Source organism: Morganella sp. HSTU-ASny43, assembly GCF_022819185.1.
Taxonomy (GTDB): domain Bacteria; phylum Pseudomonadota; class Gammaproteobacteria; order Enterobacterales; family Enterobacteriaceae; genus Morganella; species Morganella morganii.
This window is the reverse complement of the sequence record NZ_WSPG01000003.1, coordinates 143,651-169,323: the sequence shown is the minus strand read 5'-3', so window position 1 is coordinate 169,323 and position 25,673 is coordinate 143,651. Positions and strand designations below refer to the sequence as shown.

At 50.0% G+C, this 25,673-nt stretch carries 27 protein-coding genes, 1 tRNA gene and 1 pseudogene; 14 read left to right on the top strand and 15 right to left on the bottom strand.

The window, feature by feature from the left end:
* Positions 1 to 451: 451 nt before the first annotated feature.
* Positions 452 to 1,423, bottom strand: a complete 972-nt coding sequence (locus GN208_RS03000) for an SPFH domain-containing protein (RefSeq protein WP_004237684.1) — start codon at positions 1,421 to 1,423, stop codon at positions 452 to 454.
* A gap of 176 nt (positions 1,424 to 1,599) precedes the next feature.
* Between GN208_RS03000 and GN208_RS02995 the strand changes: the two genes are divergently transcribed.
* Positions 1,600 to 1,779 (top strand): hypothetical protein, encoded by a 180-nt coding sequence (locus GN208_RS02995; RefSeq protein WP_004237683.1) that lies wholly within the window; start codon positions 1,600 to 1,602, stop codon positions 1,777 to 1,779.
* 108 nt (positions 1,780 to 1,887) lie between these two features.
* Here the strand turns inward: GN208_RS02995 and GN208_RS02990 are convergent, their stop codons facing one another.
* The 9 genes and pseudogenes from GN208_RS02990 to GN208_RS02950 form a co-directional block, all read right to left on the bottom strand.
* Positions 1,888 to 2,871: an MDR family oxidoreductase gene (locus tag GN208_RS02990; protein ID WP_004237682.1), complete on the bottom strand. Its 984-nt coding sequence runs from the start codon at positions 2,869 to 2,871 to the stop codon at positions 1,888 to 1,890.
* Between the two features lie 117 nt (positions 2,872 to 2,988).
* Positions 2,989 to 3,687: a TetR/AcrR family transcriptional regulator gene (locus tag GN208_RS02985; RefSeq protein WP_004237680.1), complete on the bottom strand. Its 699-nt coding sequence runs from the start codon at positions 3,685 to 3,687 to the stop codon at positions 2,989 to 2,991.
* 131 nt (positions 3,688 to 3,818) lie between these two features.
* The gene (gene arsC, locus GN208_RS02980; RefSeq protein ID WP_015422939.1) at positions 3,819 to 4,241 is read right to left on the bottom strand and encodes an arsenate reductase (glutaredoxin); all 423 of its coding nucleotides are present in this window, start codon (positions 4,239 to 4,241) and stop codon (positions 3,819 to 3,821) included.
* Positions 4,242 to 4,251: 10 nt separating this feature from the next.
* Positions 4,252 to 5,541, bottom strand: a complete 1,290-nt coding sequence (locus GN208_RS02975; protein WP_004237678.1) for an arsenic transporter — start codon at positions 5,539 to 5,541, stop codon at positions 4,252 to 4,254.
* A 55-nt stretch (positions 5,542 to 5,596) separates the two neighbouring features.
* On the bottom strand, positions 5,597 to 7,348 hold the full coding sequence (arsA, locus tag GN208_RS02970) for an arsenical pump-driving ATPase (RefSeq protein WP_015422940.1): 1,752 nt from the start codon (positions 7,346 to 7,348) through the stop codon (positions 5,597 to 5,599).
* A 13-nt stretch (positions 7,349 to 7,361) separates the two neighbouring features.
* Positions 7,362 to 7,727 carry an arsenite efflux transporter metallochaperone ArsD gene (gene arsD, locus GN208_RS02965; RefSeq protein ID WP_015422941.1) on the bottom strand — a complete coding sequence of 122 codons (366 nt, stop codon included), beginning with the start codon at positions 7,725 to 7,727 and terminating at the stop codon, positions 7,362 to 7,364.
* Between the two features lie 47 nt (positions 7,728 to 7,774).
* Complete coding sequence (locus GN208_RS02960; protein WP_015422942.1) at positions 7,775 to 8,110, bottom strand: metalloregulator ArsR/SmtB family transcription factor; 336 nt, start codon at positions 8,108 to 8,110, stop codon at positions 7,775 to 7,777.
* A gap of 80 nt (positions 8,111 to 8,190) precedes the next feature.
* Positions 8,191 to 8,343, bottom strand: a pseudogene (locus GN208_RS02955) (Arm DNA-binding domain-containing protein); the annotation flags it as partial.
* A gap of 165 nt (positions 8,344 to 8,508) precedes the next feature.
* A tRNA-Arg gene (locus tag GN208_RS02950) sits at positions 8,509 to 8,585 on the bottom strand.
* A 192-nt stretch (positions 8,586 to 8,777) separates the two neighbouring features.
* Here GN208_RS02950 and folD point away from each other — a divergent pair.
* The 3 genes from folD (at position 8,778) to cybB (ending at position 10,458) form a co-directional block, all read left to right on the top strand.
* Positions 8,778 to 9,641, top strand: a complete 864-nt coding sequence (folD, locus tag GN208_RS02945; protein WP_004241000.1) for a bifunctional methylenetetrahydrofolate dehydrogenase/methenyltetrahydrofolate cyclohydrolase FolD — start codon at positions 8,778 to 8,780, stop codon at positions 9,639 to 9,641.
* Between the two features lie 2 nt (positions 9,642 to 9,643).
* On the top strand, positions 9,644 to 9,856 hold the full coding sequence (gene ybcJ / locus GN208_RS02940) for a ribosome-associated protein YbcJ (protein ID WP_004237674.1): 213 nt from the start codon (positions 9,644 to 9,646) through the stop codon (positions 9,854 to 9,856).
* Positions 9,857 to 9,924: 68 nt separating this feature from the next.
* A complete protein-coding gene (gene cybB / locus GN208_RS02935) occupies positions 9,925 to 10,458 on the top strand; it encodes a cytochrome b561 (RefSeq protein ID WP_004237673.1) in 534 nt (177 codons plus the stop codon).
* Positions 10,459 to 10,537: 79 nt separating this feature from the next.
* Here the strand turns inward: cybB and cybC are convergent, their stop codons facing one another.
* Both cybC and cysS read right to left on the bottom strand, forming a co-directional pair.
* Positions 10,538 to 10,927, bottom strand: coding sequence for a cytochrome b562 (cybC, locus tag GN208_RS02930; protein ID WP_004237672.1), 390 nt, complete (start codon positions 10,925 to 10,927; stop codon positions 10,538 to 10,540).
* A gap of 175 nt (positions 10,928 to 11,102) precedes the next feature.
* Positions 11,103 to 12,491, bottom strand: coding sequence for a cysteine--tRNA ligase (gene cysS / locus GN208_RS02925; protein WP_004237668.1), 1,389 nt, complete (start codon positions 12,489 to 12,491; stop codon positions 11,103 to 11,105).
* Positions 12,492 to 12,764: 273 nt separating this feature from the next.
* On the opposite strand from cysS, the gene ppiB reads away from it, so the two are divergent.
* The 5 genes from ppiB to GN208_RS02900 all read left to right on the top strand — a co-directional run bounded on the left by ppiB (position 12,765) and on the right by GN208_RS02900 (position 17,081).
* Positions 12,765 to 13,259 carry a peptidylprolyl isomerase B gene (gene ppiB, locus GN208_RS02920; protein ID WP_004237667.1) on the top strand — a complete coding sequence of 165 codons (495 nt, stop codon included), beginning with the start codon at positions 12,765 to 12,767 and terminating at the stop codon, positions 13,257 to 13,259.
* Between the two features lie 2 nt (positions 13,260 to 13,261).
* Positions 13,262 to 13,984: a UDP-2,3-diacylglucosamine diphosphatase gene (locus tag GN208_RS02915; RefSeq protein WP_004237665.1), complete on the top strand. Its 723-nt coding sequence runs from the start codon at positions 13,262 to 13,264 to the stop codon at positions 13,982 to 13,984.
* Between the two features lie 148 nt (positions 13,985 to 14,132).
* Positions 14,133 to 14,657 (top strand): 5-(carboxyamino)imidazole ribonucleotide mutase, encoded by a 525-nt coding sequence (gene purE / locus GN208_RS02910; protein ID WP_015422943.1) that lies wholly within the window; start codon positions 14,133 to 14,135, stop codon positions 14,655 to 14,657.
* Positions 14,657 to 15,727: a 5-(carboxyamino)imidazole ribonucleotide synthase gene (purK, locus tag GN208_RS02905; RefSeq protein WP_004237663.1), complete on the top strand. Its 1,071-nt coding sequence runs from the start codon at positions 14,657 to 14,659 to the stop codon at positions 15,725 to 15,727. Before purE ends, purK begins: the two co-directional genes overlap by 1 nt.
* 88 nt (positions 15,728 to 15,815) lie before the next feature.
* Positions 15,816 to 17,081 (top strand): MFS transporter, encoded by a 1,266-nt coding sequence (locus GN208_RS02900; protein WP_004237662.1) that lies wholly within the window; start codon positions 15,816 to 15,818, stop codon positions 17,079 to 17,081.
* Here GN208_RS02900 and ybbP read toward each other — a convergent pair.
* Both ybbP and ybbA read right to left on the bottom strand, forming a co-directional pair.
* Positions 17,078 to 19,510 (bottom strand): putative ABC transporter permease subunit YbbP, encoded by a 2,433-nt coding sequence (ybbP, locus tag GN208_RS02895; protein ID WP_004237661.1) that lies wholly within the window; start codon positions 19,508 to 19,510, stop codon positions 17,078 to 17,080. The two genes, GN208_RS02900 and ybbP, sit on opposite strands and share 4 nt — an antisense overlap.
* Positions 19,507 to 20,193: a putative ABC transporter ATP-binding protein YbbA gene (gene ybbA, locus GN208_RS02890; RefSeq protein ID WP_004237659.1), complete on the bottom strand. Its 687-nt coding sequence runs from the start codon at positions 20,191 to 20,193 to the stop codon at positions 19,507 to 19,509. Before ybbA ends, ybbP begins: the two co-directional genes overlap by 4 nt.
* Between ybbA and tesA the strand changes: the two genes are divergently transcribed.
* From tesA to GN208_RS02865, 5 genes are all read left to right on the top strand, one after another.
* Positions 20,161 to 20,787, top strand: a complete 627-nt coding sequence (tesA, locus tag GN208_RS02885) for a multifunctional acyl-CoA thioesterase I/protease I/lysophospholipase L1 (protein WP_032099246.1) — start codon at positions 20,161 to 20,163, stop codon at positions 20,785 to 20,787. The genes ybbA and tesA overlap by 33 nt on opposite strands.
* Positions 20,788 to 20,849: 62 nt before the next feature.
* Complete coding sequence (locus tag GN208_RS02880) at positions 20,850 to 21,635, top strand: SDR family oxidoreductase (RefSeq protein ID WP_004241009.1); 786 nt, start codon at positions 20,850 to 20,852, stop codon at positions 21,633 to 21,635.
* A gap of 59 nt (positions 21,636 to 21,694) precedes the next feature.
* Positions 21,695 to 22,552, top strand: coding sequence for a co-chaperone YbbN (locus GN208_RS02875; protein ID WP_015422944.1), 858 nt, complete (start codon positions 21,695 to 21,697; stop codon positions 22,550 to 22,552).
* A gap of 55 nt (positions 22,553 to 22,607) precedes the next feature.
* Positions 22,608 to 23,546, top strand: coding sequence for an SPFH domain-containing protein (locus GN208_RS02870; protein WP_004237654.1), 939 nt, complete (start codon positions 22,608 to 22,610; stop codon positions 23,544 to 23,546).
* Entirely contained in the window at positions 23,543 to 23,995 is a 453-nt protein-coding gene (locus tag GN208_RS02865; protein ID WP_004237653.1) for an NfeD family protein, read from the top strand. The genes GN208_RS02870 and GN208_RS02865 overlap by 4 nt, the downstream gene beginning before the upstream one ends.
* Before the next feature lie 65 nt (positions 23,996 to 24,060).
* Here the strand turns inward: GN208_RS02865 and GN208_RS02860 are convergent, their stop codons facing one another.
* Entirely contained in the window at positions 24,061 to 25,545 is a 1,485-nt protein-coding gene (locus GN208_RS02860) for a C69 family dipeptidase (RefSeq protein ID WP_004237652.1), read from the bottom strand.
* Positions 25,546 to 25,673: the final 128 nt, after the last annotated feature.

The window sequence follows — 25,673 nt, the reverse complement described above, 5'->3', positions numbered from 1 at the left end:
GAATAATAAAATAATCTTTAAAATAACAAATAAAATTATTATTTTAGAATTATCTATTATTCATCCGATATCCTACTGATTATTTTAATGAAGAGATAAACCAATATTTATTACTCCGATATCTGAAATCCGCCACCAGTGCAGCCATGCATTCCGCCTGTAACGCATAAGAAAGCATGGTTGATTTCACTTTCCGCACAGGTTGCCGGAGTTTCAGATGAAAATAATGCCAGCAGAGTACTGATATCATCATGCTGCGGGTGTTGCTCTGACATCAGCAGTGCTTTGCCGGAGACTGAAATCGTAACGCTGTTACCGTTCCTTTCTGACCATCGCCCGGCAGGTTTTTATCTGATATAAAGATAAACCAATACCTTATTTAAGCATCAAAAATTCCATATAAATAAAAAACCCGTCATATGACGGGTTTTCGGTAACGGGCAGTTATTTTTTATTGTTGTGAGCGCATATCCATGATCATTTTTCCGTCATAGTCTGCACCAACAACAATATTAGGCACTTCACCTTTGTATTTCTCTGCTTTAATTTGTTCTATTTCAAGCTGCTTCCAGTTAATCATTTCGCGGGTGATTGTCTGCTGTAACACGGCGTTCGCTTCTGATTCTTTCTGAGCGGCATATAAACGTGCATCGGCTTCCTGACGCATTGCATAAGAGCTGGCCTGGGCATTACGCTCACGGGCAAGTGCCTGCTGTTCTGCGGACTCACGCTCTGCCTGTGCGATAACCACTTTTTTCTGAGCCAGTTCACGCTCTTTCTCTGCTTCCGCTTTTGCCTGGTTTATCTGCTCCTGACGCATCTTGGTATTCACAACCTGCTCCTGAACCACTTCCGGCAGCGTAATATCCTGGATCATAATCTCTTTGATCGTATAGCCGTAAGGTGAAGCATAACCCTGAATGGCATCACGGATAGATTCCTGTAATTTCCGCTGGGTATCTGCGGTATACAGATCCTGTGCGTTGGCAACATCTTTCCCGAATTCCAGAATCGTGGAAATCAGTTTCTGGCGGACATATTTATCCAGTGCTTCACTTTCTGTACCGCCGTTAATACGGAGAATGGGGGCTTTAGCGCCATCGAACTGGAGCATTACCGTAATATCCACGATGGATTTCAGTTTGTCCTGTGAGGGTACACGTAACTCTTTCAGTGATACGCGGATATCTTTTGTTGAATAAGTATCAAATGTCATAAACGGGTTAATCGGAAAATGCAGCCCGGCATCATAAGCGACCGGGTTGACCTTACCTAAAAAGGTTCCGACTTTTACCGAACCATCCTGCACAATAGTATACGAATTAAAAGTAACCACTCCCGCGACGAGGAGAATAACGGCAACAATAATCAATTTTATAACTGACTTCAGTTTGACCGGATTTACTGCCTGCATCATTTGCATGTCTCATCCCTATAAGATAATTCTTAGTTAATGTCGTTTTTATAAATACTGCTTTATGTATTAGTCATATCTTTTTACATCGCTATTATTCATAAAATACAGAAATGAGCAAATGCAGCCCGTCAGACGAATAATGATAATAATCTGTGATACCGGATGCCCCGGATACGGCCGTGATGATTATGCCTTCAGAAGGGGAAATACATGTCATTAATACTGCTTCCGGTATAAAAACAGGGAAATATAACGTTAACAGCACGTTTATTGACGGAAGAAGACAATCCGGGACAATATTCCGGGAACAGCAGTTATGGTATATTCATGGCAGCGATAATACATCTATCGCTGATAAGTGATTATGAGTAGTATGTAAGAGCACTTAATAGTGCTGACTTTGTAAACCGGACACCCGGCGGAAGGGTTCTGCCGGATGTTCTTTTACGGATACTGCGGGTCAGACAATATTAATTATTCACATCAACAACGACACGGCCGCGGATTTCACCGTTCAGTAAGCTGTGTGCCGCCGGAATCGCTTCATTTAACGGGATCACACGGCTGATAGTTTCCAGCTGTGCCGGATCAGTCAGTTCAGCCAGTTGTTTCCATGCCGCCACACGATCTGCCTGCGGGCGCATCACACTGTCGATACCGATCAGGCTCACGCCTCTGAGGATAAACGGTGCAACAGTCCCGTTAAAATCCATGCCCTGTGCCAGGCCGCAGGCCGCCACAACGCCACCATACTGAGTACCGGCACAGACACCGGCCAGTGTGTGGCTGCCCACACTGTCAATCGCCGCCGCCCAGCGCTCTTTGGTCAGTGGTTTACCCGGTACGGATAACTCGTTGCGATCCATGATTTCAGATGCGCCCAGGGTATCTATCAGATACGCGGTATCAGCCGTACGGCCGGTGGAAGCGATAACCTCAAAACCTAATTTTGACAGCAGAGAAACAGCGAAGCTGCCCACGCCGCCGCTGGCACCGGTCACCAGTACTTTACCGGATTCTTTGGTGATCCCCTGTTTCAGCAGTGCCTGAACCGCCAGCATTGCCGTGTAACCGGCGGTACCGATCATCATCGCCTGCTTTGTACTCATCCCGGCCGGTAACGGTGTCAGCCAGCTGTCTTTCACTTTTGCCACCTGAGACAGTCCGCCCCAGTATTTTTCACCGACACTCCAGCCGTTGAGCAGTACTTTGTCGCCAACTTTATAGTGTTCAGAGCTGCTTTCGGTCACGGTACCGGCAAAATCAATCCCCGGAACCATCGGGAAACTGCGCACAACCGGGCTTTTGCCGGTAATCGCCAGGCCATCTTTATAGTTCAGCGTGGAGTAGTCAATCTGCACAGTCACATTGTGATCCGGCAGTTGTGATTCATCGAGCTGAGCCAGCTTTGCGGTATAGCCGTCAGTATTTTCAATCAGAATGCAGTTAAACATGGTGTTATCCTTTTATGAATATAGACCAGTTGTCTGGTTAATTGTAAAAAAATTTATTAAATACTCACCGACGTGTTAACAACGGCGATATTTAATAAATTATTCTGCAACAATCTCTCAGGCTTTCTCAGCCAGTATCTGCGTCATAAAAACAGTGATAAACAGATCCAGCGGTTCACTGTTGCGGGTCAGTTTGGCACGCATTACCGCCCCTTCCCAGCCCGTCCAGAAAAAAGCCGCCATTTGCCTGCAATCTGTTTTAGCGGAAATAAGCTGCTGTTTCTGTGCTTCAAGAAGGCAGATTTCCACTTTCTTCTGCCAGCCGGTAATAATCTCATCGAGTATTTCACAATACCCCGCCGGCAGGCTGGTCACTTCCTGACCGAGATTCCCCACCAGACACCCGCGCTGCCAGTGGTATTTTTCCATCCCGGCTTTGGCGGTCAGATAAAATGCCCGTAACCTTTCCGGTGGCGGCAGCGTGATATCAGACAAACATTTATCCAGCAGACGGGAAAAATAGCTGTCGTAATTACGCATGATTTCCAGACCAAACTGCTCTTTACTGTCAAAGTAATAATAAAAAGAGCCCTTCGGTACACCGACCTTTTTCAGGATCCCGTTGATATCCGATGTCATATACCCTTTTTCGGTAAACATCTCCATGCCGCTGCGGATCAGCATTTTTTTTACATCCGCACCCGCATCATGATTTTTCGGCGGCCGTCCCCGTTTCGGTTTTGTGATTACTGATGTCATTGCGTCTTTACCTCTGTCATGCGGAATAATATAGACCAGTTGTCTGGTAAATACCATGCTTTTTTATCCGGGGAATTTCCGGCACCGGTTTATTCGCAGATAAAGGTAAAATCGACTTTGCCGTCAGCACTGCCTTCTGTGACAAAATCATTGCTGTAACGGATATCGCGGGCAAAGAAAGGGAAAATTTACATTTTTACATCGTGACTACCAATCACTATCTGACCATCTTCCTTGATAAATTCACTTTGTTGCTGATTAGGCAATATATCTAACACTACCTCTGAAGGCCTACACAACTTTACGCCCAGCGGAGTGACGACAATCGGCCTATTAATCAGTATCGGGTAGTGCAACATAAAATCGATCAATTGCTCATCGGAATAAAGGTTATTTTCTAAATTTAATTGCTTATACGGCTCAACATTTTTTCGTAATAGCTCCCTCGCTGTAATTTTCATATCTGCAATAAGTTGCACTAACACATCCTTAGCCGGAGGTGTTTCCAGATAATAAATAATCGTTGGCTCAACGCCACTATTGCGGATCATTGCAAGGGTGTTACGCGAAGTGCCACAATTGGGGTTATGGTAGATAGTGATCTCATTCATGGAGTTACCTTTAATTTAACAGTGAAAGTCGAAGTACTAAAGCAACGAGTGTGACAATGAGCACAGGGATAGTCATGATAATCCCGGTTTTGAAATAATATCCCCATGTAATGGTCATGTTTTTTTGCGATAAAACATGCAGCCACAGCAATGTAGCCAAACTACCTATTGGTGTGATTTTCGGACCCAAATCGGCACCAATCACGTTAGCATAAACCATTGCTTGCTGAATTAACCCTGATGCTTCACTTCCTTCAATGGACAGGGCACCAATTAATACCGTTGGCATATTATTCATTATTGAGGATAAAAATGCAGTTATAAATCCCGTACCAATTGTTGCAACCCATAACCCTTTGTCTGCAAGGTAATTGAGCGTTTCAGAAAGATAATCGGTTAACCCTGCATTTCTTAAACCATAAACAACCAAGTACATACCTAAAGAGAAAATGACGATTTGCCACGGTGCTCCGCGTAATACTTTTTTGGTATTAATCGTATGGCCTCTGGCTGCAATTACCCAAAGAATTAAAGCGCCAATAGCCGCAATTGCACTGATTGGAATACCTAATGGTTCTAAGACAAAGAAACCAATAAGCAGCAGTACCAATACCAGCCAACCTGTTTTAAACGTTGTCATATCCTTAATGGCTAAAGTCGGTTCACTCAGTTTGGTAACATCATATTGTTTAGGAATATCTTTGCGGAAAAACCAATGCAGCATCGCTAATGTTGCAATAATTGCTGCAATATCCACTGGCACCATAATCGATGCATATTCAGTAAATCCAATATTAAAGAAGTCTGCAGAAACGATATTCACGAGGTTCGAAACGATCAGCGGCAAGCTCGCCGTATCTGCAATAAACCCGGCAGCCATGACAAATGCTAATGTCGTGCCTTTGTTGAAACCAAGTGCCAATAACATCGCAATCACAATGGGCGTTAATATCAATGCTGCGCCATCATTGGCAAATAAGGCTGCAACCGTTGCTCCAAGTAACACAATATAACTGAATAACAGTTTTCCTTTACCCCCGCCCCACTTGGCAACATGTAATGCAGCCCATTCAAAGAAACCACTTTCATCTAAAAGTAGACTAATGATAATTACGGCAACAAATGTCGCCGTGGCATTCCAAACAATGTTCCAGACAATCGGGATGTCCTGGAAACTGATCACACCAAAGATCAGTGCCAATACAGCCCCTGCTGTAGCACTCCAGCCAATACCAAGTCCTTTGGGTTGCCAAATAACAAAGGTGATCGTTAAAATAAAAATGAATGCGGCAATAAACATAACAACCTCATTTAAAAGGTACTTTTCCGCACCTTTTATTTTTAGAAAATAAAACTTATTCTGCGAGCTGACTTAATGCAGATATCCCCACAGGCTCTGTTTCAAGCAAAGGAACAATAGCAACACGTTTTGCCAATGTTGATGTCACCTTTTCAATCTGAGCGACTTCCTGTTCTGCTCTTGAAAGTAACAATGGTGATATTGTTTCCGTGATAGACAGACTGTTATTGATCACCCACGCCCACGGATGTATATCTGCCCGAATTAAATCATTTTGTAAGTTCTCCGCCTCAAGCACAGGCGTAGTTTCAGCGAGTGTCGTAATAATAACTTTAGTGCGTTCAGGATCTTGTAATTGCATCATCGGCGTTAAATAGTGGCCTTTTTCGCCCATTTTTTTAACAATTTCTTTATGGTATGCCCCTGTTGCATCCAGAAGTAATAATGTATGCCCGGTCGGTGCAGTATCCATGACGACAAAACGTTTACCCGCGTCTCTAATGATGCGAGAGAAAGCCTGAAATACCGCGATTTCTTCTGTGCATGGAGAGCGTAAATCTTCCTCAAGTAATGCACGCCCCTCTTCATCTAAATCTTTCCCTTTGGTTTCTAAGACATAATTACGATAACGCTCAGTTTCAGCGACAGGGTCAATTCGGCTAACCTGAAGATTGGGTAAAACACCATCGAGGGTTGATTCAATATGCGCGGCCGGATCAGATGTGGTCAGATGTACATCAAGCCCTTTTTCTGCCAATTTAACTGCGATTGATGCCGCAATCGTTGTTTTCCCTACACCACCTTTGCCCATTAACATAATCAGCCCATGCTGTTGCTGAGATATTTCACCAACCAGTTCTGACAAGGTAGGTAAAGAAATAGGTTGTTTTGTAGGGGTAATAGTTGGAATTTGTGGCATGTCATCAGATAACAACTGCTTCAGTGCATCGACACCCACCATATTGATATTTTGTAAATAAAGAATATCGACAGGTAACGAGCGTAGTGCTTCCGGCATAGACTCTGATGCCGCTTGTTCACGAGAGTAGAGCGCATGGGATAACTTATCATTTTCAGTCACCGCCGTTTCAGGGAAAACACCATTGACAACCAATTGCTGATTTTTGATACCCAGAGATGACAACTCGCTATAGGTTCTCGCGACTTCCCTCAATGCGGCAGACTGAGGTCGTGCAACCAAGACCAGCCTTGTCAGTGATTTATCACTCAACGCTTCCACCGCCATGCTGTACTGCTCACGTTGTTTATCAAGACCAGACATTGGCCCTAAACATGACGCGCCATCAGGATTGTTACTAATAAAATCACTCCATGCACTCGGGAGTTGTAATAAACGGATGGTATGCCCCGTTGGTGCGGTATCAAAAATGATATGGTCAAATTGCTCTGTAATTTCGGTATTGGTTAACAACCCGGTAAATTCATCGAAAGCTGCAATCTCTGTGGTACAGGCACCTGATAGCTGTTCCGTAATACTTTGAATTACCGCTTCAGGTAAACTTTCTTTGATTGGATTAATAATTTTGTTTCGATATTCTTCGGCTGCGGCTTGAGGATCTATTTCAATAGCAAATAGATTTGGAACCAATGTTATTGGCTTAATATTGTTGCCTATCGATTGAGAGAATACTTGCCCAACGTTAGAAGCTGGATCAGTGCTCACCAGTAAAACTTTTTTCCCTTTTTCAGCCAACTTAATTGCTGTCGCACAGGAAACAGAGGTTTTACCCACACCACCTTTTCCAGTAAAAAATAAATAATTAGGTGTGTTATCTAAAAATTTCATTTTATTGCTCCTGTTAACAACACGTTTTACCATTACCACAACACGATTTAACAATTTCAGCTTTTTCAATATTCGGTCGAATACCAAACCATCTGGCGAGCTCATGTCGTTTTGGGTATCGACCAGCCAGCACAATCTCACCGTCAAGAATCAATAGCGGAAGTGACCCGGCACCTGCGGTTTCCAAAAATGTTTTTGCTTTTGTGTTGTTAACGAACTCCATAGGCTCTTGCGCTAAATTAAAACGCCTTATACTTGCTCCTTGTTTTTTTAACCAATCCACATCTGTTGCGAAGTCTACCAATGCTTGATCGACTTCGGTTCCGCAAACACCGGTGCTACAGCATAATGCGGGATCAAATACTTCTAGTTTTTTCATCGCTCAACCTTACATATGTTTTTCCAAATATGTTAGCTTAAAAATTTTTATACAGAACAGCTACCCGCAGGTTCTTTTGTCTCCAAGCTCTTAAGCAAATCTGCAACTCTATTTTTCTCTGTGGCGTAAGTGACATCAATGATACTTTTCACCCACGGTAGTAATGCAGGAGATAAACGATAATGAACCCATTTGCCATGTTTTGAATCGAGCAAAAGACCTGATTCTCTTAGCATTGCCAGATGCCGGGATGTCTTTGGTTGCGATAAATTCAAGGCCGTATAGATATCACAGACACATAACTCCCCGGATGCTTTTAGCAATAGCACGATATCCAGTCTGGTTTGGTCACCTAAAATTTTAAACAGTTGTAATGGTTCCATGTGTACCTCTTTAATCTTTTTTTTAAATTACCTCTAAAAAACACATGCGTCAAATCGAATATGTTTCCCATAAACTATTATTGTAACCGCCAGTATTTAGAACCATTAGCATGCACATAAAGGTGCATTCCTTCACCGTCAGTTAGTTTGTATCCTTTATCGGCAGGCTTTGCCGTTCTTACCTTCACATCTGTTAGTGCCGTATAGGAACTCCCATGAGTTTGTGTTGGTATAAGAATTCATTGAACCTGTATGTACCAACGCATATGCCAACAAATATTACTTGATTTAGGTTGATATAGGTGGATGTCAGTTGAACGAAGAAAAGTTAAAATCAGCTAATTAACTGAATTTCAGACATAAAAAAAGACATCGGTTGATGTCCATTGACTTCGGAATGGTACGCCCTACAGGATTCGAACCTGTGACCTACGGCTTAGAAGGCCGTTGCTCTATCCAGCTGAGCTAAGGGCGCGCTGAGGAAAAAAACAGCGGGTTAACTGCTTGATGCACCGTGGATTATACGGCTGCGACGCGGCGAGTCAATCAGAAAATCAGTTATCTTCGGCAGTTACTTTCTGACACCTTAATAAAACATAACTGACAGACGGAAAATGTTCTGACAGAATAGTGCCCATCTTTTATCTGTTTTATGGATTTTTACACGATGTCAGCAAAAATTATAGACGGGAAAACGATTGCGTCGACCATACGTGCCGAAGTTGCCGCAAAAGTTCAGCAACGGATTGCCAGCGGAAAACGGGCTCCCGGTCTTGCCGTTATCCTGGTCGGTGAGAACCCCGCGTCGCAGATTTATGTCGCCAGCAAACGCCGTTCATGTGAAGAAGTCGGATTTATTTCACGCTCTTATGACCTCCCCGATACCACCAGCGAAGCCGAACTCCTCCATCTCATTGATGAACTGAATAATGATAATACTATCGACGGGATCCTCGTTCAGCTTCCGCTGCCTGCCGGCATTGATAATGTCAAAGTGATTGAACGCATTCATCCTGATAAAGACGTCGACGGTTTTCATCCTTATAATATCGGCCGCCTGTGTCAGCGTGCGCCGAATCTGCGCCCGTGCACACCGCGCGGTATTGTGACACTGCTTGAGCGCTGCAATATCAATACATTTGGTCTGAATGCCGTGATTATCGGCGCATCCAATATTGTCGGCCGCCCGATGAGCCTGGAGCTGCTGCTGGCCGGTTGCACCACAACTGTCACTCACCGCTTTACCACCAATCTGCGTCACCATGTTGAACACGCGGATTTGCTGATTGTGGCGGTCGGGAAACCGAATTTTATTCCGGGTGAGTGGATCAAACCCGGCGCAATTGTGATTGATGTGGGCATTAACCGTCTGGAAAACGGCAAAGTGGTCGGCGATGTGAATTTTGCCGAAGCCGCTGAACGTGCGGAGTGGATAACCCCGGTGCCGGGCGGTGTCGGGCCGATGACGGTCGCCACACTGATTCAGAATACATTACAGGCCTGCGAAGAATTTCACGATAAGGACGAGTAACAATGGATATTTTTAATCTTGACGGCCATCCGCATGTTGAGCTGTGCGACCTGCTCAAAATTCAGGGCTGGGCCGACAGCGGTGCCGCCGCCAAACAATTTATCGCTGATGGTCAGGTGACTGTTGACGGTGAAACGGAAACCCGCAAGCGCTGCAAAATCACCGCCGGTAAAGTGGTGGAATTTGCCGGTGAGCAGGTAAAGGTGGCTGAATAATCGTAATCTGCGAATAAACCAGAGCACTGCCTCTGGTTTTTTTATCCGTATAATAAGAGCCGCAAAAAATGAAAACACAAAAATTTCAGCCTGTGCAGATTGCCCTGCACTGGTTTATTTTCCTGCTTGTGATTGTCGTTTATATCAGCGCCCTGTTACGGGACAATGCTGACGAACCACTGAGAAGTATTTTGGCCGGGCTGCATTACAGTTGCGGTATCGCTGTCGGTATACTGATGATTGTCCGGCTGGCCGTCAGAATAAAGCACCGCGCACCGGCTATTATTCCTAAACCGTCACCGATGATAACCGGTTTATCCCATCTGGTGCACCTGATAATCTTTGTGATATTCATTCTGCTACCGGTGCTTGGTTTCAGTATTAAATATCTGAACGGTTATGACTGGTCAGTATTCGGTATCCCGATGCCGGTCTCCGCCGCACCGGACGAAGATCTCGCGTACAGCATACAGAATATTCATGAGATCATTGCCAATACCGGTTATTTTATTATCGGCCTGCATGCCGCCGCCGCACTGGCACATCACTATTTCTGGAAAGATAATACCCTGCTGCGCATGATGCCGCGTAAACGGGACTGATTATCCGCCGCTGAATAACAAAACGCTCGGCAATCATTCCGGGCGTTTTTAATACGGAAAATGGTATTTATATCAGTTGTTAACGGTATTTCTTGTGGTATTCACCACGGGTGGCTTTAAATTGTTCAGCCATGGCTTTCGCTTCCGGAATTTTACCTTCTTCCGTCAGCTTCAGTGCTTCATCAATTTGTCCGGTCAGAACATCATAACCGTGATGGTAATCCTTCACTTCTGCGCTGTCCGCCGCTTTACCTTTCAGTTTGGCCGGTAATTCTTCTCTGGCACTCTGTGCCGCAGCACGCATGTCGGTCAGTGCAGTTTTCAGCGCTGCCGCGTCATCTGTTTTTTCAACAATCTGCAGATTCGCGTTCAGCGTTTTCATATTATCTGACAGTCCGGCGGCAGATGCCGTCATTGCGCCGAATGCACAGACAGATGCCACCAGCATAGCTAACATATTTTTACTCATCAGATGCTTCCTTTATTTTTAATATAAAAGTACGACAAAGACATCACACAATAAAGCAGGTGCTGTAACAGAATAGCGGATAACCGGCGGTTATGCCTGCCCGGTAAAAATAAAATAATATAAAAAAACCCGGCAGTGAATAATGCCGGGCTTTTCAGTCAGAATGTAATAACGATTACTTACGGCGCCAGGTGGTACCCTGCGGGCCATCTTCCAGCACAATACCCATGTCGGTTAAAGCATCACGGGCCGCATCGGCCAGCGCCCACTCTTTTGACGCGCGGGCATCATTGCGCTGTTTGATCAGTGCTTCGATTTTCGCTGCATCCTCATCACTTTCACTCTGCGCACCGCTTTGCAGGAACTGCTCCGGATCCTGAGTCAGCAGCCCCAGCACACCGGCCAGCTGGCGCAGTTGTGCTGCCAGGCCGTTTGCTGCAGTCATATCTTCCTGTTTCAGACGGTTCAGTTCACGCGCCATATCAAACAGCACAGAGTAAGCTTCCGGCGTGTTAAAATCATCATCCATCGCATCGCGGAAACGATTTGCGAATTCCTCATTCACCACGACCGCCGCATCTTTATCTGTGCCGCGCAGTGCGGTATAGAAACGCTCCAGAGCAGTACGCGCCTGTTTCAGGTTCTCTTCTGTGTAGTTGAGCTGGCTGCGGTAATGTGCGGACAGCAGGAAGTAACGCACCGTTTCCGGGTCGTAATAGCCCAGCACATCACGGATGGTGAAGAAGTTATTGAGGGATTTTGACATCTTCTCTTTATCAACCATCACCATACCGGAGTGCATCCAGTAATTGACATACGGGCCGTCGTGGGCACAGGTGGACTGCGCTATTTCGTTTTCATGGTGCGGGAACATCAGGTCAGAACCGCCGCCGTGAATATCAAAATGTGTGCCCAGCTGTTTGCTGTTCATCGCGGAACATTCGATATGCCAGCCAGGACGGCCTGCGCCCCACGGGGATTCCCATGACGGCTCACCCGGTTTGGACATTTTCCACAGCACGAAATCCATCGGGTTGCGTTTCACATCCGCCACCTCGACACGGGCACCGGCCTGGAGCTGCTCCAGATCCTGACGTGACAGCAGGCCGTATTCCGGGTCACTGCTGATATCAAACATCACATCCCCGTTGTCCGCCACATAGGCATGACCGCGATCGAGCAGTAACTGCGTGATCTCAATAATCTCTTTGATGTGATGTGTGGCACGCGGCTCTGAATCCGGGCGCATCAGGTTCATGGCATCGAAATCGCGGTGCATCTCCGCCACCATGCGATCCACCAGCTGATCACAGGTTTCGTTATTTTCATTCGCCCGTCTGATAATTTTGTCGTCCACATCCGTGATGTTGCGGATATAGTTTACATCATACCCGGCGTGACGCAGATAGCGCACAATGGTGTCAAACGCGACAAATGTCCGCCCGTGTCCGATATGACACAGGTCGTAAACAGTGATACCACACACGTACATCCCGATTTTACCGGGGTTAATGGGCTTAAATTCCTCTTTTTGTCTTGATAAGGTGTTATAAATTTTCAGCATAGGACTATTCCATTAAAAGTCTGTACGTGTTGATGGTGACTTCTGTTAATTAATTGATAATAAATACTTTATTTTTTATATCTGCCTGCGGGGATCATAATCTGAGACAGGTCAGGTTATTGAAACGCGAATACCCTGCAAATGCAAGAAAGACCCTGTAAAACCCGGTGATTATAACAAATACTGACGCAGATTAGTGAGTATGATATAACACACCCCGGAGATAAAAACGGCAGATTATTGCCTTTATAATATAAGCAGCAGGAAATTATTATGGTAACTTTTCATACAAATCATGGTGATATCGTCATTAAGACGTTCGCGGACAAAGCACCGGAAACGGTCGCAAACTTCCTGAAATATTGTGAAGACGGTTTCTACAATAACACCATTTTCCATCGTGTTATCAATGATTTCATGGTCCAGGGCGGCGGTTTTGAACCGGGCATGAAGCAGAAACCGACTCTCGGTATGATCAAAAACGAAGCCAACAACGGTCTGAAAAACAACCGCGGCACCCTGGCGATGGCCCGTACCAACGATCCGCATTCCGCCACTGCACAGTTTTTCATCAACGTGGTTGACAACGACTACCTGAACTTCCGTTCAGAAACACCAAGTGGCTGGGGCTACTGCGTGTTTGCTGAAGTGGTTGAAGGTATGGATGTTGTGGATAAAATCAAAGCGGTCAAAACCGGCAACAGCGGTATGCACCAGGATGTGCCGCGCGAAGATGTGATCATCGAAAGCGTGACTGTTTCTGAGTAAGTATGACCACGCTTATTATTGCAGATTTGCATTTAAATGAGCAGGAGCCGGCGATCACCGCCGGCTTTCTTCGTTTCCTGCGGGAACAGGCTGTTCACGCATCACAGCTCTATATCCTCGGTGATTTTTTTGATTACTGGATTGGTGATGATGACCCGAACCCGCTGCATAAAACCGTGGCTGATGCACTGAAATCCCTCAGTGACAGCGGCGTGAAGATCTTCTTTATCTGCGGCAACCGTGATTTCCTGCTGGGTGAGCGCTATGCCCGTCAGTGCGGCATGACCCTGCTGCCGGATACACAGGTGATTGAAGCCGAAGGGCATCAGATCCTGATCCTGCACGGCGATACCCTCTGCACGGATGATACGGACTACCAGCATTATCGCCAGCGTGTTCACACTCCGTGGATCCAGCGCCTGTTTCTGTGGCTGCCATTGTCGCTGCGCCTGAAAATCGCGAAGAAAATGCGCGCGGGCAGTCAGTCTGCCAATCAGCGCAAAAGCGAAGCGATTATGGATGTGAATCAGAACGAGGTGATGAAGGCATTCCGTCAGTACCGGACCCGCTGGATGATCCACGGCCACACTCACCGTCCTGCGGTGCATGATGTCTCCGCTGACGGCGAAACGCACTTTCGCGGTGTCCTCGGCGCGTGGCACTCACAGGGTTCTGCCTTTAAAATCACCCCGGACAGCATTTCACTGATCTTCTTTCCGTTCTGAGCCGTTATCTCCCCGTATTTGTGAAAAATCCGTGACGCAAACGTTTTCCTTCGTGATTTACCGTGATATTATGCCCGTCTTCTTAACCGGCCAACGGCCGGACGTCTGTCAATTTTCGTGACGCGGGATGTACAGGAGCACCGAAAACATGAACGCCGCCTCTTCGCAACAACACTCACCGGCAGCCAAAGTGGCTATTGTTATGGGATCCAAAAGTGACTGGAGCACCATGGAACACGCCGCAGCGATCCTCGATATGCTTCAGGTGCCTTATCACACAGAAGTGGTTTCCGCGCACCGCACGCCGGACAAACTGTTTTCCTTTGCTGAAACCGCAAAACAGAACGGGTTTGATGTGATCATTGCCGGTGCCGGTGGTGCCGCGCATCTGCCGGGGATGCTGGCGGCGAAAACCCTCGTTCCGGTACTGGGTGTGCCGGTGCAGAGTGCCGCGCTCAGCGGTGTCGACAGTCTCTATTCCATTGTGCAGATGCCGAAAGGCATTCCGGTCGGTACGCTGGCCATCGGCAAAGCCGGTGCCGCCAATGCCGCCCTGCTCGCCGCACAGATCCTCGCCCTGCATGATGAGGCGCTGCTTACCCGCCTGACAGCATGGCGTAATGCACAGACCGATGATGTCCTCAGCCACCCGGATCCGCGGGAGGCCAACTGATGAAACCGGTGTGTGTTCTGGGAAACGGCCAGTTGGGCCGGATGCTGCGCCAGGCCGGTGAGCCGCTGGGGATTTCGGTTTATCCGGTCGGGTTAGATGCCGAGCCGGAAGCCGTCCCTTATCAGCACAGCGTGATCACCGCTGAAATTGAGCAGTGGCCGCAGACCGCGCTGACACAGGTGCTGGAGCAGCACCCTGCCTTTATCAACCGCGATATTTTTCCGCGCCTGGCCGACCGCCTGCCGCAAAAAACGCTAATGGACGATCTGCATCTCGCCACCTCACCGTGGCAGCCGCTCTCCTCTCCGGATGAATGGCCGGACATTTTTGCCCGTCTCGGGGACTTTATCATCGTCAAACGCCGTACCGGCGGTTATGACGGACGTGGTCAGTGGCGGGTGCGTCCCGGTGATGAAGCTGCTCTGCCGCCGGAGATTTACGGCGAATGTATTGCCGAGAAAGGCATTCTGTTTTCCGGTGAAGTGTCGCTGGTCGGTGCCCGTAACCGCGCCGGGGAATGTGTGTTTTACCCGCTGACCCGTAACCATCACGAAGAGGGCATTCTGCGTATGAGCGTGGCCTTCCCGCAGACACAAAACCCGCTTCAGACACAGGCTGAGCAGATGCTGGGGGCGATCCTCACTGAGCTGGATTATACCGGTGTGATGGCTATGGAGTGTTTTGTCACAGAGGACGGCCTGCTGATCAACGAACTGGCACCGCGAGTGCATAACAGCGGCCACTGGACACAAAACGGTGCGTCTGTCAGCCAGTTTGAGCTGCATCTGCGGGCGATTCTGGATCTGCCGCTGCCGCAGCCGGTTGTCACCGCCCCGGCGGTCATGGTGAATATTATCGGCACAGAACTGAATACACAGTGGCTGGCACAGCCGCTGGCGCATCTGCACTGGTATGACAAAGAAGTGCGCCCGGCGCGTAAGGTCGGTCACATTAACCTGACTCATCCCGATCCGGCACAGCTTATCGTGGCACTCAGCGGGCTGGCACAGGATTTACCGCCGGAATATCAATCCTCTGCGGACTGGGCAAAAACAATATTAAGCTGGTAGTCGGCACGGTTTCCGGCGACAATAGCCCCATTCTGATGCCCGGTGTTCAGCCGGGCATTTTGCTTTTTACGCCGTATCCGGAGCCGGGATGTTTTCGTCAGATCGCCGCTTAGGTCCTGTTTATCAATGGACTATACTCACCCTGCTGGGGCTGGTTTATTTCCTCACCACTGCCACCACCTTTACCTCATTAGGCGTGGTCTTACCCGGCATGCTCAGAGAGCTGAACTGGAGCTGGACAGACGCCGGTTTCGGATTCACCCTGCTCGGGCTGACCTGCGGGCTATCCAGCTTTCTGCCAAGTCTTCTCATCCGTAAAACCAATGTTCGCCTGACGCTGCTGGCCGGGCTGCTGCTGTTTCTGGCCGGGTTTTACAGCCTGTACACCACACAGTCAATTCAGCGCTATTTTATCGGCACCGCCTTTCTCGGGATTGGTTTTACCTTTATGGCTACTGTTCCCGGCACTTATGTAATTTCGCGGCTGTTCAGCCGTCAGTCGCTGGCGTTTGGTTTTTACTTTACTCTTGGCGGGCTGGGCGGTGTGGTCGGGCCGTGGATCTATTTTCTCGCCGCGCATGTGTTCGGCTCCTGGCGGATCCACTGGCTGATCTCCGCCCTGACGCTGGCCGTTGTCACTCTGATCACCCTGCTGGTGATGCGGGAAGGCCGCCGTGAGATCACTCACGCCCGTGCCGTGATGTGGCAGCAGAAAAAACAGAGTTCCCGTATCTACCGCAGTCAGGCGCGCTGGAGCGCCCGTCAGGCGCTGAGAACCTGGCAGTTTTATGTCATCGCCGCCTCTTATACCGCGTTTTTATGGTGCGGATTCACCGTAAACAGCTTTGCCGTGCCGCATATTATGGATAAGGGGTTCAGTGAAACCGTTGCCGCCACACTGCTCAGTACTATGGCCTTTATTAACGCCTTTTCCCGTCTGGCGGGCGGCGCTATCGGAGAGTGGCTGGAGCCGAAAAAACTGCTGATTATCAGCCTCGCCACTATCACATTCGGTGTGCTGACACTGAGTATCGCGACCAGCTGGCCGCTGCTGATCCTGTTTACCGTACTGGTGGGGATTGGTTACGGCATGACATTCCTGGCCTCCAGCGTGCTGCTGGCAAACTATTTCGGCCGTGGTCCGTATCTGGAGCTGTTCTCTGTGGTGAACCTGATTTCCACCTTTGCCTGTCTGGCACCATTCTTTGCCGGTGCCGTCAAGGATTACAGCGGCAGCTTTACCCCTGCGTTTCTGCTGATTGCCCTGCCGGTGATTGTGATTCTGGCGGCCACATTCTTTATGCGGCCACCACAACACAAACCGGTCAGAGCATACACATCGTCGCCGGACTAACTCTGCAGGCGGCGGTATTGCTGAGAATCCCCGAGCAGGCGGATCCCCAGCACACTGCCGCAGAGTGACAGCAGAAAACCACCGGCCAGCGGCAGCCCGACCCACAGCGGCCACTGCGGCTGCCACGGAAAATCAAACACGCGGGTCTGCAACAGCCACAGGGCTGTCTCCGCTCCGAGCGCCGCGACCACTCCGGCCATCGCGCCCAGCAAGGCAAACTCACTCCACAGCGTGCGCCGCAACAGGCGTTTACCGGCCCCGAGCGTGCGGTATACCACCAGCTCGGTCCGGCGCTGGTTCATCCCCACCTGGATCTGTGCCAGTAATAACAGCACGCCGCAAATCAGCACCAGTACCACCATCGCTTCCAGCGCACGGCTGACCTGCGCGAGAATGGTCTGGATCTGTTTCAGCATCGAGCCGGTATCAAAAATACTGATGGACGGATACTTGCGGTTCATCTGGGTGATTAACCCGTCATTACCGTCATAGTGAAAGCTGGTCAGCCACATGGCGCTCTGGTTTTCCAGCGAGGCGTGATTAAAGATGAAGAAGAAATTAGGCCGCATACTTTCCCAGTCCACCTGCCGCACACTGCTGACAGTCACGGTAAACGGCCGGGTATCACCGGTAAAGGTCAGGGTATCCCCGACTTTCAGCCCGAGTTCTTTGACCACTTCCATCTCAATGGAGACTTCCCCGGGTTTCGGCGGCCAGGTGCCGTCCACCAGTTCATTGAGCGGCGGCAGCGATTCCAGCCAGGTGAGGCTCAGTTCGCGGCGGACCGTGTTGTTGCCCGGATCACGCGCATCCGCCCATGCCAGCGCAGTTTCGCCGTTAATGCCGGACAGCCGCGCCAGCACCACCGGGTAATATTCCGACGGTGTCACGTTGTGTGACGCCAGCAACTGATTGACCGGCGTTATTTGTTCTTCCGTCATATTCACGAGAAAATAGTTCGGCGTGTCCGGCGGCAGTTGCTGCTGCCAGCGCCCGATCAGATCACCGCGGATCATCACCAGCAATCCCAGCAGCATAAAGGAGAGCGCGAACGCCCCGGTCTGTACCAGTGTCTGGCCGGGCTGGTGCAGCAGACGGCGGACAGCCAGGCGCAGACTCAGCGCACGGAACGGGATTTTTGCCAGCAGCCATAATCCGCCGTAACCGGCCACCGCCAGCAGTGCGGCGATCAATACCACCCCGGCCAGCACCGCCCAGAGCAGAAACGAGGCATTGGTCAGCACCGCCAGCCCGCCTGCCACAATCAGCACCGCCAGCGGCAGATACCAGCGCAGCGGCCAGACCGGCGCCACCACATCATCACGCAGTACGCGGGTCGGTTGTGTCAGCATCAGCTGGCGGTAAGGCCGTGCGCCCACCAGCAACGTGATGGCAAGCAGTGTCAGCAGTGCCCATGCCCACGGCCATAATCCCGGATCCGGCAGCGCCTTCGGCAGCAGCGGTGCCAGCAGGCTCATCAGGATTGCATCAAAAATCAGTCCCAGCAGAGATCCGGCAACCATTGCTGCCGCCATCAGCACCGCCCACTGGCCGACCACCCAGTAACGCAGCTCGCGCCGCCCGGCTCCGAGTGTTTTCAGTACGGCAATCAGGGTGTGACGGCTGCGGCAGTAATGCGACATAGCAACCGCCACTGCGGCGATCGCCAGCAACAATGTCAGCAGCGCAGAGAGCACCAGGAACTGCTGAGCGCGATCGATCGACTTCGCCAGCGCCCCGCCTTCCTGTTTCAGGGTGACCCAGCGCTGGTCAATCCGCAGCGCATCTTCATACTGCTGTTTAAACACCGCCACCGCATCCGGCGCACCGGCAAACATATCGCGGTAGGTCAGGCGGCTGCCCGGCTGTACGGCACCGGTGGCTTCCACATCCTGTAAATTGATCAGTACACGGGGCGCCATCTGAAACGGGTTAAAACCGCTGTCCGGCTCCTGAATAAGAAAACCGGCGATTTTCAGATCGGTATCCCCCACTTCCAGCATCTGTCCCGGTTTTACCGAGAGCAGCTCTGCCAGACGCGGCGCGATCAAAATCTCTCCCCGGGCCGGTTTCAGGCCGGGCGGGTCGGTTTCCAGCTCGCCGTACAGCGGATAAGCGTCATCCGCCGCTTTGACATACACCAGTTGCGGCACATCATTGGCAAATACCATGGTGTTGAAACTCATCTGCTGACTGAGCGCCAGGCCGCTTTCCTGTGCCTTTTTCAGCCAGGTTTCATCCGCCGGATACGAGCCGCGCAGTACCAGATCACCGGCCAGATAGTCACGGCTCTGATAGTTCACACTTTGATTAATACGATCACCGGCACGTCCCAGTGCCAGCACACAGGCCACCGCCAGGGTCAGTGACAGCCAGACCACCAGCAGAGACGGCGTACGCCACTCCCGCCAGAACCAGCGCCAGATCATGCCAGTTCCTCCAGCTTACCGTCCGACAGTTTCAGCCGCCGCTGACAGCGGGCAGCGAGGGTCAGATCATGCGTGACCAGAATCAGGGTGGTGCCGTAGTCGCGATTGAGCGAAAACAGCAAATCGGCAATTTTGTCGCCGGTGCGGCGGTCGAGGTTGCCGGTCGGCTCATCGGCAAACAGAATTTTCGGCCGGGTCGAGAATGCACGGGCGATGGCCACGCGCTGTTGTTCCCCGCCGGAAAGCTGGGCAGGCATATGTTTCAGGCGTTTTTCCAGCCCTAGCTGGATCAGCAGCTGCTCTGCATTCTCCCGGCTGACGGATTCGGACTCACCGCGCAGCAGCGCAGGCAGCTGGACATTCTCCAGGGCATTAAGGGTCGGGATCAGCATAAAGGACTGAAACACAAAACCGACATCCCGCGCCCGCAGTTTTGCCCGCGCTTCCTCATCCAGCTGCGGCAGTGACTGCCCGAGCAGTTTCACCTCACCGGAGGTCGCGTCATCCAGACCGGCGATAATGCCGAGCAGGGTTGATTTTCCGGATCCGGATTCCCCCACCAGCGCGATTGTTTCTTCAGGCTCGACAACCAACCCGGCACCCTGCAATATAGTGATCTCATTTTCACCCTGACCGACGCGCTTAATAAGATGATCAATTTCAAGAATAGGCTCCGCTGCCATCTCTGTTTCCTTTTTCTGCTGCTGTTCAGCGGGAATTTGTATGCCGCCGGAACATTACTGATACTGGGGGACAGCCTGAGTGCCGGTTACCGCCTTCCGGCCGGAGAGGCGTGGGCGGCACAGCTGGGACAACGCTGGCAACAGGCCGGTAACGGTATCACACTGATAAACGGCAGTATCAGCGGAAATACGGCGGCTCAGGGACTTGCCCGTCTGCCCGCACTGCTGGAGCAGCACCGGCCGCAATGGGTACTGATTGAACTGGGTGCCAACGACGGCCTGCGCGGTCTGCCGCTGACACAAACCCGCACTGACCTTCAGGCTGCGATTGATGCAGTGAAGGCCGCCGGGGCGAAACCGCTGCTGATGCAGATCCGCATTCCGCCGAATTACGGCAAACGCTATACCGAGCGGTTCTCGGCGCTCTATCCGGCGCTGGCACAGGAAAATGCCGTTCCGCTGATCCCGTTTTATATGGAAGCGGTCGTCACCAATCCGCAGTGGATTCAGGATGACGGCATACACCCGAACGCGGCAGCACAGCCTTATGTGACTGACTGGATGGATAAAACACTGCTGCCTTACTTACAGTAACGGGTGTCAGACTATCCTAAATGATTTATCCATAATTTATAAGCAGTTAAGCAGGTAAAGAAATGCAAAAAGCAGTTTTGATCACCGGCAGCTCCAGCGGTATCGGGCTATGCGCGGCTAAAACACTGAAACAGCGGGGCTACCGTGTGCTGGCCGCCTGCCGCAAACCGGCAGATCTGGCTGAAATGGCGCGCCTCGGGTTTGAGCCGGTGGAGCTGGATCTGGACTGCCCGCAGAGTGTTGCCCGTGCCGCAGAGCAGGTGCTGGCACTGACAGATAACCGCCTGTACGGCCTGTTCAATAATGCCGGTTTTGGTCTGTACGGCCCGCTGGACACCGTCAGCCGTGAAGATCTGGAAAAACAGTTTTCCGCCAATCTGTTCGGCACACACCAGTTGACCACCCTGCTGCTGCCCGCTATGAAACAGGCCGGTGAAGGCCGGATCATCCAGACCAGCTCGGTAATGGGGCTGATTTCCACGCCCGGGCGCGGTGCCTATGCCGCCAGCAAATACGCGCTGGAAGCCTGGTCTGATGCCCTGCGGATGGAACTGTCCGGCAGCGGGATCCGCGTCAGCCTGATTGAACCGGGGCCGATCACTACCCGCTTTACCGAAAATGTCACACAAACGATGCAGGATAAACCGGTAAAAAATCCGGGAATTGCCAGCCTGTTTACCGGTAAACCGGAGGATGTGGTGAAAAAAGTCATCCACGCCCTGGAGCACCCGCACCCGAAAATACGCTATCCTGTTACGGGTCTTACCGTAATAGTGATGTGGCTCAGACGCCTGCTGCCGCTGTGGCTGATGGATAAAATACTGAACAAAAAATCCGCCGCCGCTTGAAATGCCGCGCTGCGCCCAGATGTTAATAGAAAGTCCGCCAATTTATTAAGAGAATGAATATGTTATCAAACGCACATATCACAGACGTTAACGAAACCAATTTACGCCAGGTTATTGAATCTTCAATGCAGGTGCCGGTGGTCTTTTTCTTCCATTCCGCACAGTCCCCGCAGTGTCAGGAACTGGGCGCCATTCTGGAAAAAGTGGCGGCTGACTATGCCGGGATGATGATCCTCGCCAGAGTGAACTGCGATACCGAGCAGATGATCGCCTCACAGTTCGGCCTGCGTGCGGTGCCGACCACCTATCTGTTCCATCAGGGGCAGCCGGTCGACGGTTTTGAGGGGCCACAGAATGAAGAGACTGTCCGTAATTTCCTGGCCAAATTCCTGCCGTCCGAATCTGAAATCAAAACCGGTCAGGCCATTGAACTGATTGAAGCCGGCGATTTTCAGGCTGCTCTGCCGCTGCTGCGTGAAGCACACCAGGCTGAGAGTAATAACAGCGAAATCACCCTGCTGCTGGCACAGACACTGATGGAAGTGAAGCTGTCAGAAGAAGCTGAAAAAGTATTGAAGTCCGTCCCGATTCAGGATCAGGATACGCGCTATCATGGTCTCTTATCTCAAATTGAGTTACAAAAGCAGGCCGCAGACACCCCGGAAATCCAGGAACTGCAAAATACCTTTGCGGCGGATCCGGAGAATGCAGAGCTCGCGGTACAGCTGGCACTGAAACTGCATGAAGTGCACCGCAATGATGAAGCACTGGCCCTGTTATTCAGCTTCCTGAAGAAGGATCTGGCGGCTGCGGAAGGTCAGGTGCGCAAAACCATGATGGATATTATGGCGGCAATGGGAACCGCAGACAGTACTGCCGCATCTTATCGACGTAAGCTATACTCGTTACTGTACTAATTAATTGCCTTACTGAATTATTTAACCCACTCATTACTGATAAGGATTTTGGCTCATGGATTTGTTCTCACTGGGTTTTGTCCCGATTATTATTCTCATCGCCGTCATTATTGTGGCAACCGGTGTTAAAACTGTACCGCAGGGCTTTCAGTGGACTGTTGAGCGTTTTGGCCGCTATACCCGGACACTGCAACCGGGTCTGCATATTATTGTGCCGTTTATTGACCGTGTCGGCCGTAAAATCAATATGATGGAACAGGTTCTCGATATTCCGTCACAGGAAGTTATCTCCCGCGATAACGCCAACGTCACCATCGATGCCGTCTGCTTCATTCAGGTGGTGGATCCGGTGCGTGCCGCGTATGAGGTCAGCAACCTGGATCTGGCTATCATCAACCTGACCATGACCAACATCCGTACCGTGCTGGGTTCGATGGAGCTGGATGAAATTTTATCCCAGCGTGACTCCATCAACTCCCGCCTGCTGCACATTGTGGATGAGGCTACCAACCCGTGGGGGATTAAAATCACCCGTATCGAAATCCGCGACGTGCGTCCGCCGAAAGAACTGATCTCCGCGATGAACGCGCAGATGAAAGCGGAACGTACCAAACGTGCGGACATTCTTGAAGCGGAAGGTATACGTCAGGCCGCCATTCTGAAAGCAGAAGGTGAAAAACAGTCTCAGATCCTGAAAGCAGAAGGTCTGCGTCAGTCCGCCTTCCTGGAAGCGGAAGCCCGTGAACGTGCGGCAGAGGCGGAAGCCCGCGCCACACAGATGGTATCTGATGCTATCGCTGACGGTAATATGCAGGCTATTAACTACTTCGTGGCACAGAAATATACCGATGCACTGACCAAAATCGGTGCGGCGGAAAACAGCAAAGTCATTATGATGCCGCTGGAAGCAAGCAACCTGATGGGCGCTATCGGCGGTGTGGCTGAAATGTTCAATGTGTCAAAAGACACTAAAGGTCAGGGTAAATCCGCATGATTGAGATGATCGCATCACAGGCGGTCTGGTTCTGGCTCTGTTTCGGCGGCATCCTGCTGATTCTGGAGATGCTCGGTACCGGCGGTTATCTGCTCTGGAGTGGCGTGGCGGCACTGGTTGTCGCGCTTCTGGTGTGGATTATGCCGGGGCTCAGTCTCGAGTGGCAGGGTATTATCTTCGCGGTGATGACGGTGATCTGTGCGGTGTTGTGGCGTAATTTTCAGCGCCGCCGCCAGCGTAATGACAGCAGTTCGCCGAATCAGGTCAATCATAAGCTGATCGGCCTGCGTGCCGCACTGCTGGCAGAGACGGAAGACGGTTACAGCCGCATCCGTCTGGCAGACGGCAGCTGGCGTGTCTACAGCCAGTCGGCACTGCCTGCCGGTACGGAAGTGGAAGTGATTGCCGTTGACGGCATTACACTGACGGTCCGGGCTGTCAGCCGGTAACTGACCGGAAAGACCATCTCAAAACGGCCTCTGGTAACAGAGGCCGTTTTTTATGTACTCCCGCATCACGCGCCTTTAAAGCGGTAGCGTTCGTTCACGGAATTGGTCAAATCCTGCATAATAATATTGGTCAGTTTATCCGTGGTATTTAATGCATCCTGCATGACTTTATTCTGGAAGTCCTGTAACAGCTGTTTGGCTTTCGCCGGGTCTGTTTTATAAATACTCAGATACTCTTTTTCCATTGCCTGTTGTTCTTTGGCAAACTCAGCTTCCTGTTTGCTGTATTCCGCCTGCACAATTTTCGAATATTTATTAAAGTCGATCATCGCCAGTGTCTGTAATTTACGGAATTTCCAGTGTGCGGAGGCGTTATCCGCCTGCGGTGAACCGATGGTATAAGCTTCCACGTAGCTGTCCGGGCCGTAATATACCGGGACATAAACGGATAATGTCGGCATACCGAAGGCAATATAACGGACATTCCCGATTTCTTTCGGTAAATCTTTGCGTACCTGTAAAATATGGGAGTGCTGGGTTCTGAATACCGAGATTGGTCGTTTAGTGGTATCCGGATAGGTGGTTGCATACGGAGATGTACCGACATTTTCATAATGGTTGCGCAGTCCGGCTTTAATATCTTCCAGCCCCAGTTTTTTCGCCGGTTTTAAGAAGACAGGGAAATCATTGGATTTCACATCTTTAAAGTCAGTTTTAATTTCCGGGTTATACATTTTCTGCAGCACTAACACTCGCGGATAGTTGTAATAACCGTCACTTTTTGCGTCATCTTTGGTATAGGCTTTTTTGAAATTAAACTCACCGTCTTTTTTCGGATCATATAAGCCATTTTTCTCGGCAAAGGAAATCAGTGTCGGGGATGACAGGTAATTTTCTTTGTCATTCATATCAAATTTTTCCAGGCGGCCCTGGTTTGCGGTGACGTAATAGGTATTGGCCGGAATTTTCGCTGCCATCCACTGGTGGCCGCTGCCGGTTTCCAGATACCAGATCCCGTCTTTATCAATAAAGGCCACGCCGAAACCTTCACCGGCCCCTTTTTCCTCAATGATTTTCCCTAACCGCATCACCCCTTCTTTTGCGGAAGAGACATACGGTAATACCACATCCGGAATCGCATCTTCAATAATCCCGGTATCTTCAACATACGGGTCAATTTTTAATGAAGCTTCATTGGCGAAAATCGTTTCTGTGGCACTGATCCCGACACCGGCGTCATTAAAGCCGTTGGAACTGAAACGGAACTGACCTTTATCATTCCATTCCGGGATAGTGGTATAACGCATTGCCTTTTCCGGCAGGGTATAGGTGAATTTATTTAAGTTGGTTTTAAACTCAGTGTCTTTATTTACTTTTTCCTGATTCACCTGCAAAACTTTCGGGTTTGCCGGATTCATATCTTCATTGCGGGCAATATATTGCGCACCATCTGAAGACGCATTTTCACCGACAAAAATAGTGGTACACGCCGTTGCATCAGAAATCACCAGTGCAGCACCCACAGCAAGAGATAAAACACTACGTTTCATAGAGAACACCTTCCATTGAGTTATAAATTGCGCTTACGCTATCCATTACCAACTGAATTTTCTTTTACGCAGATCGCATAATGCAAAGTCAATCACTGAATTATTCGCAAAATATGGTGCATTTCACT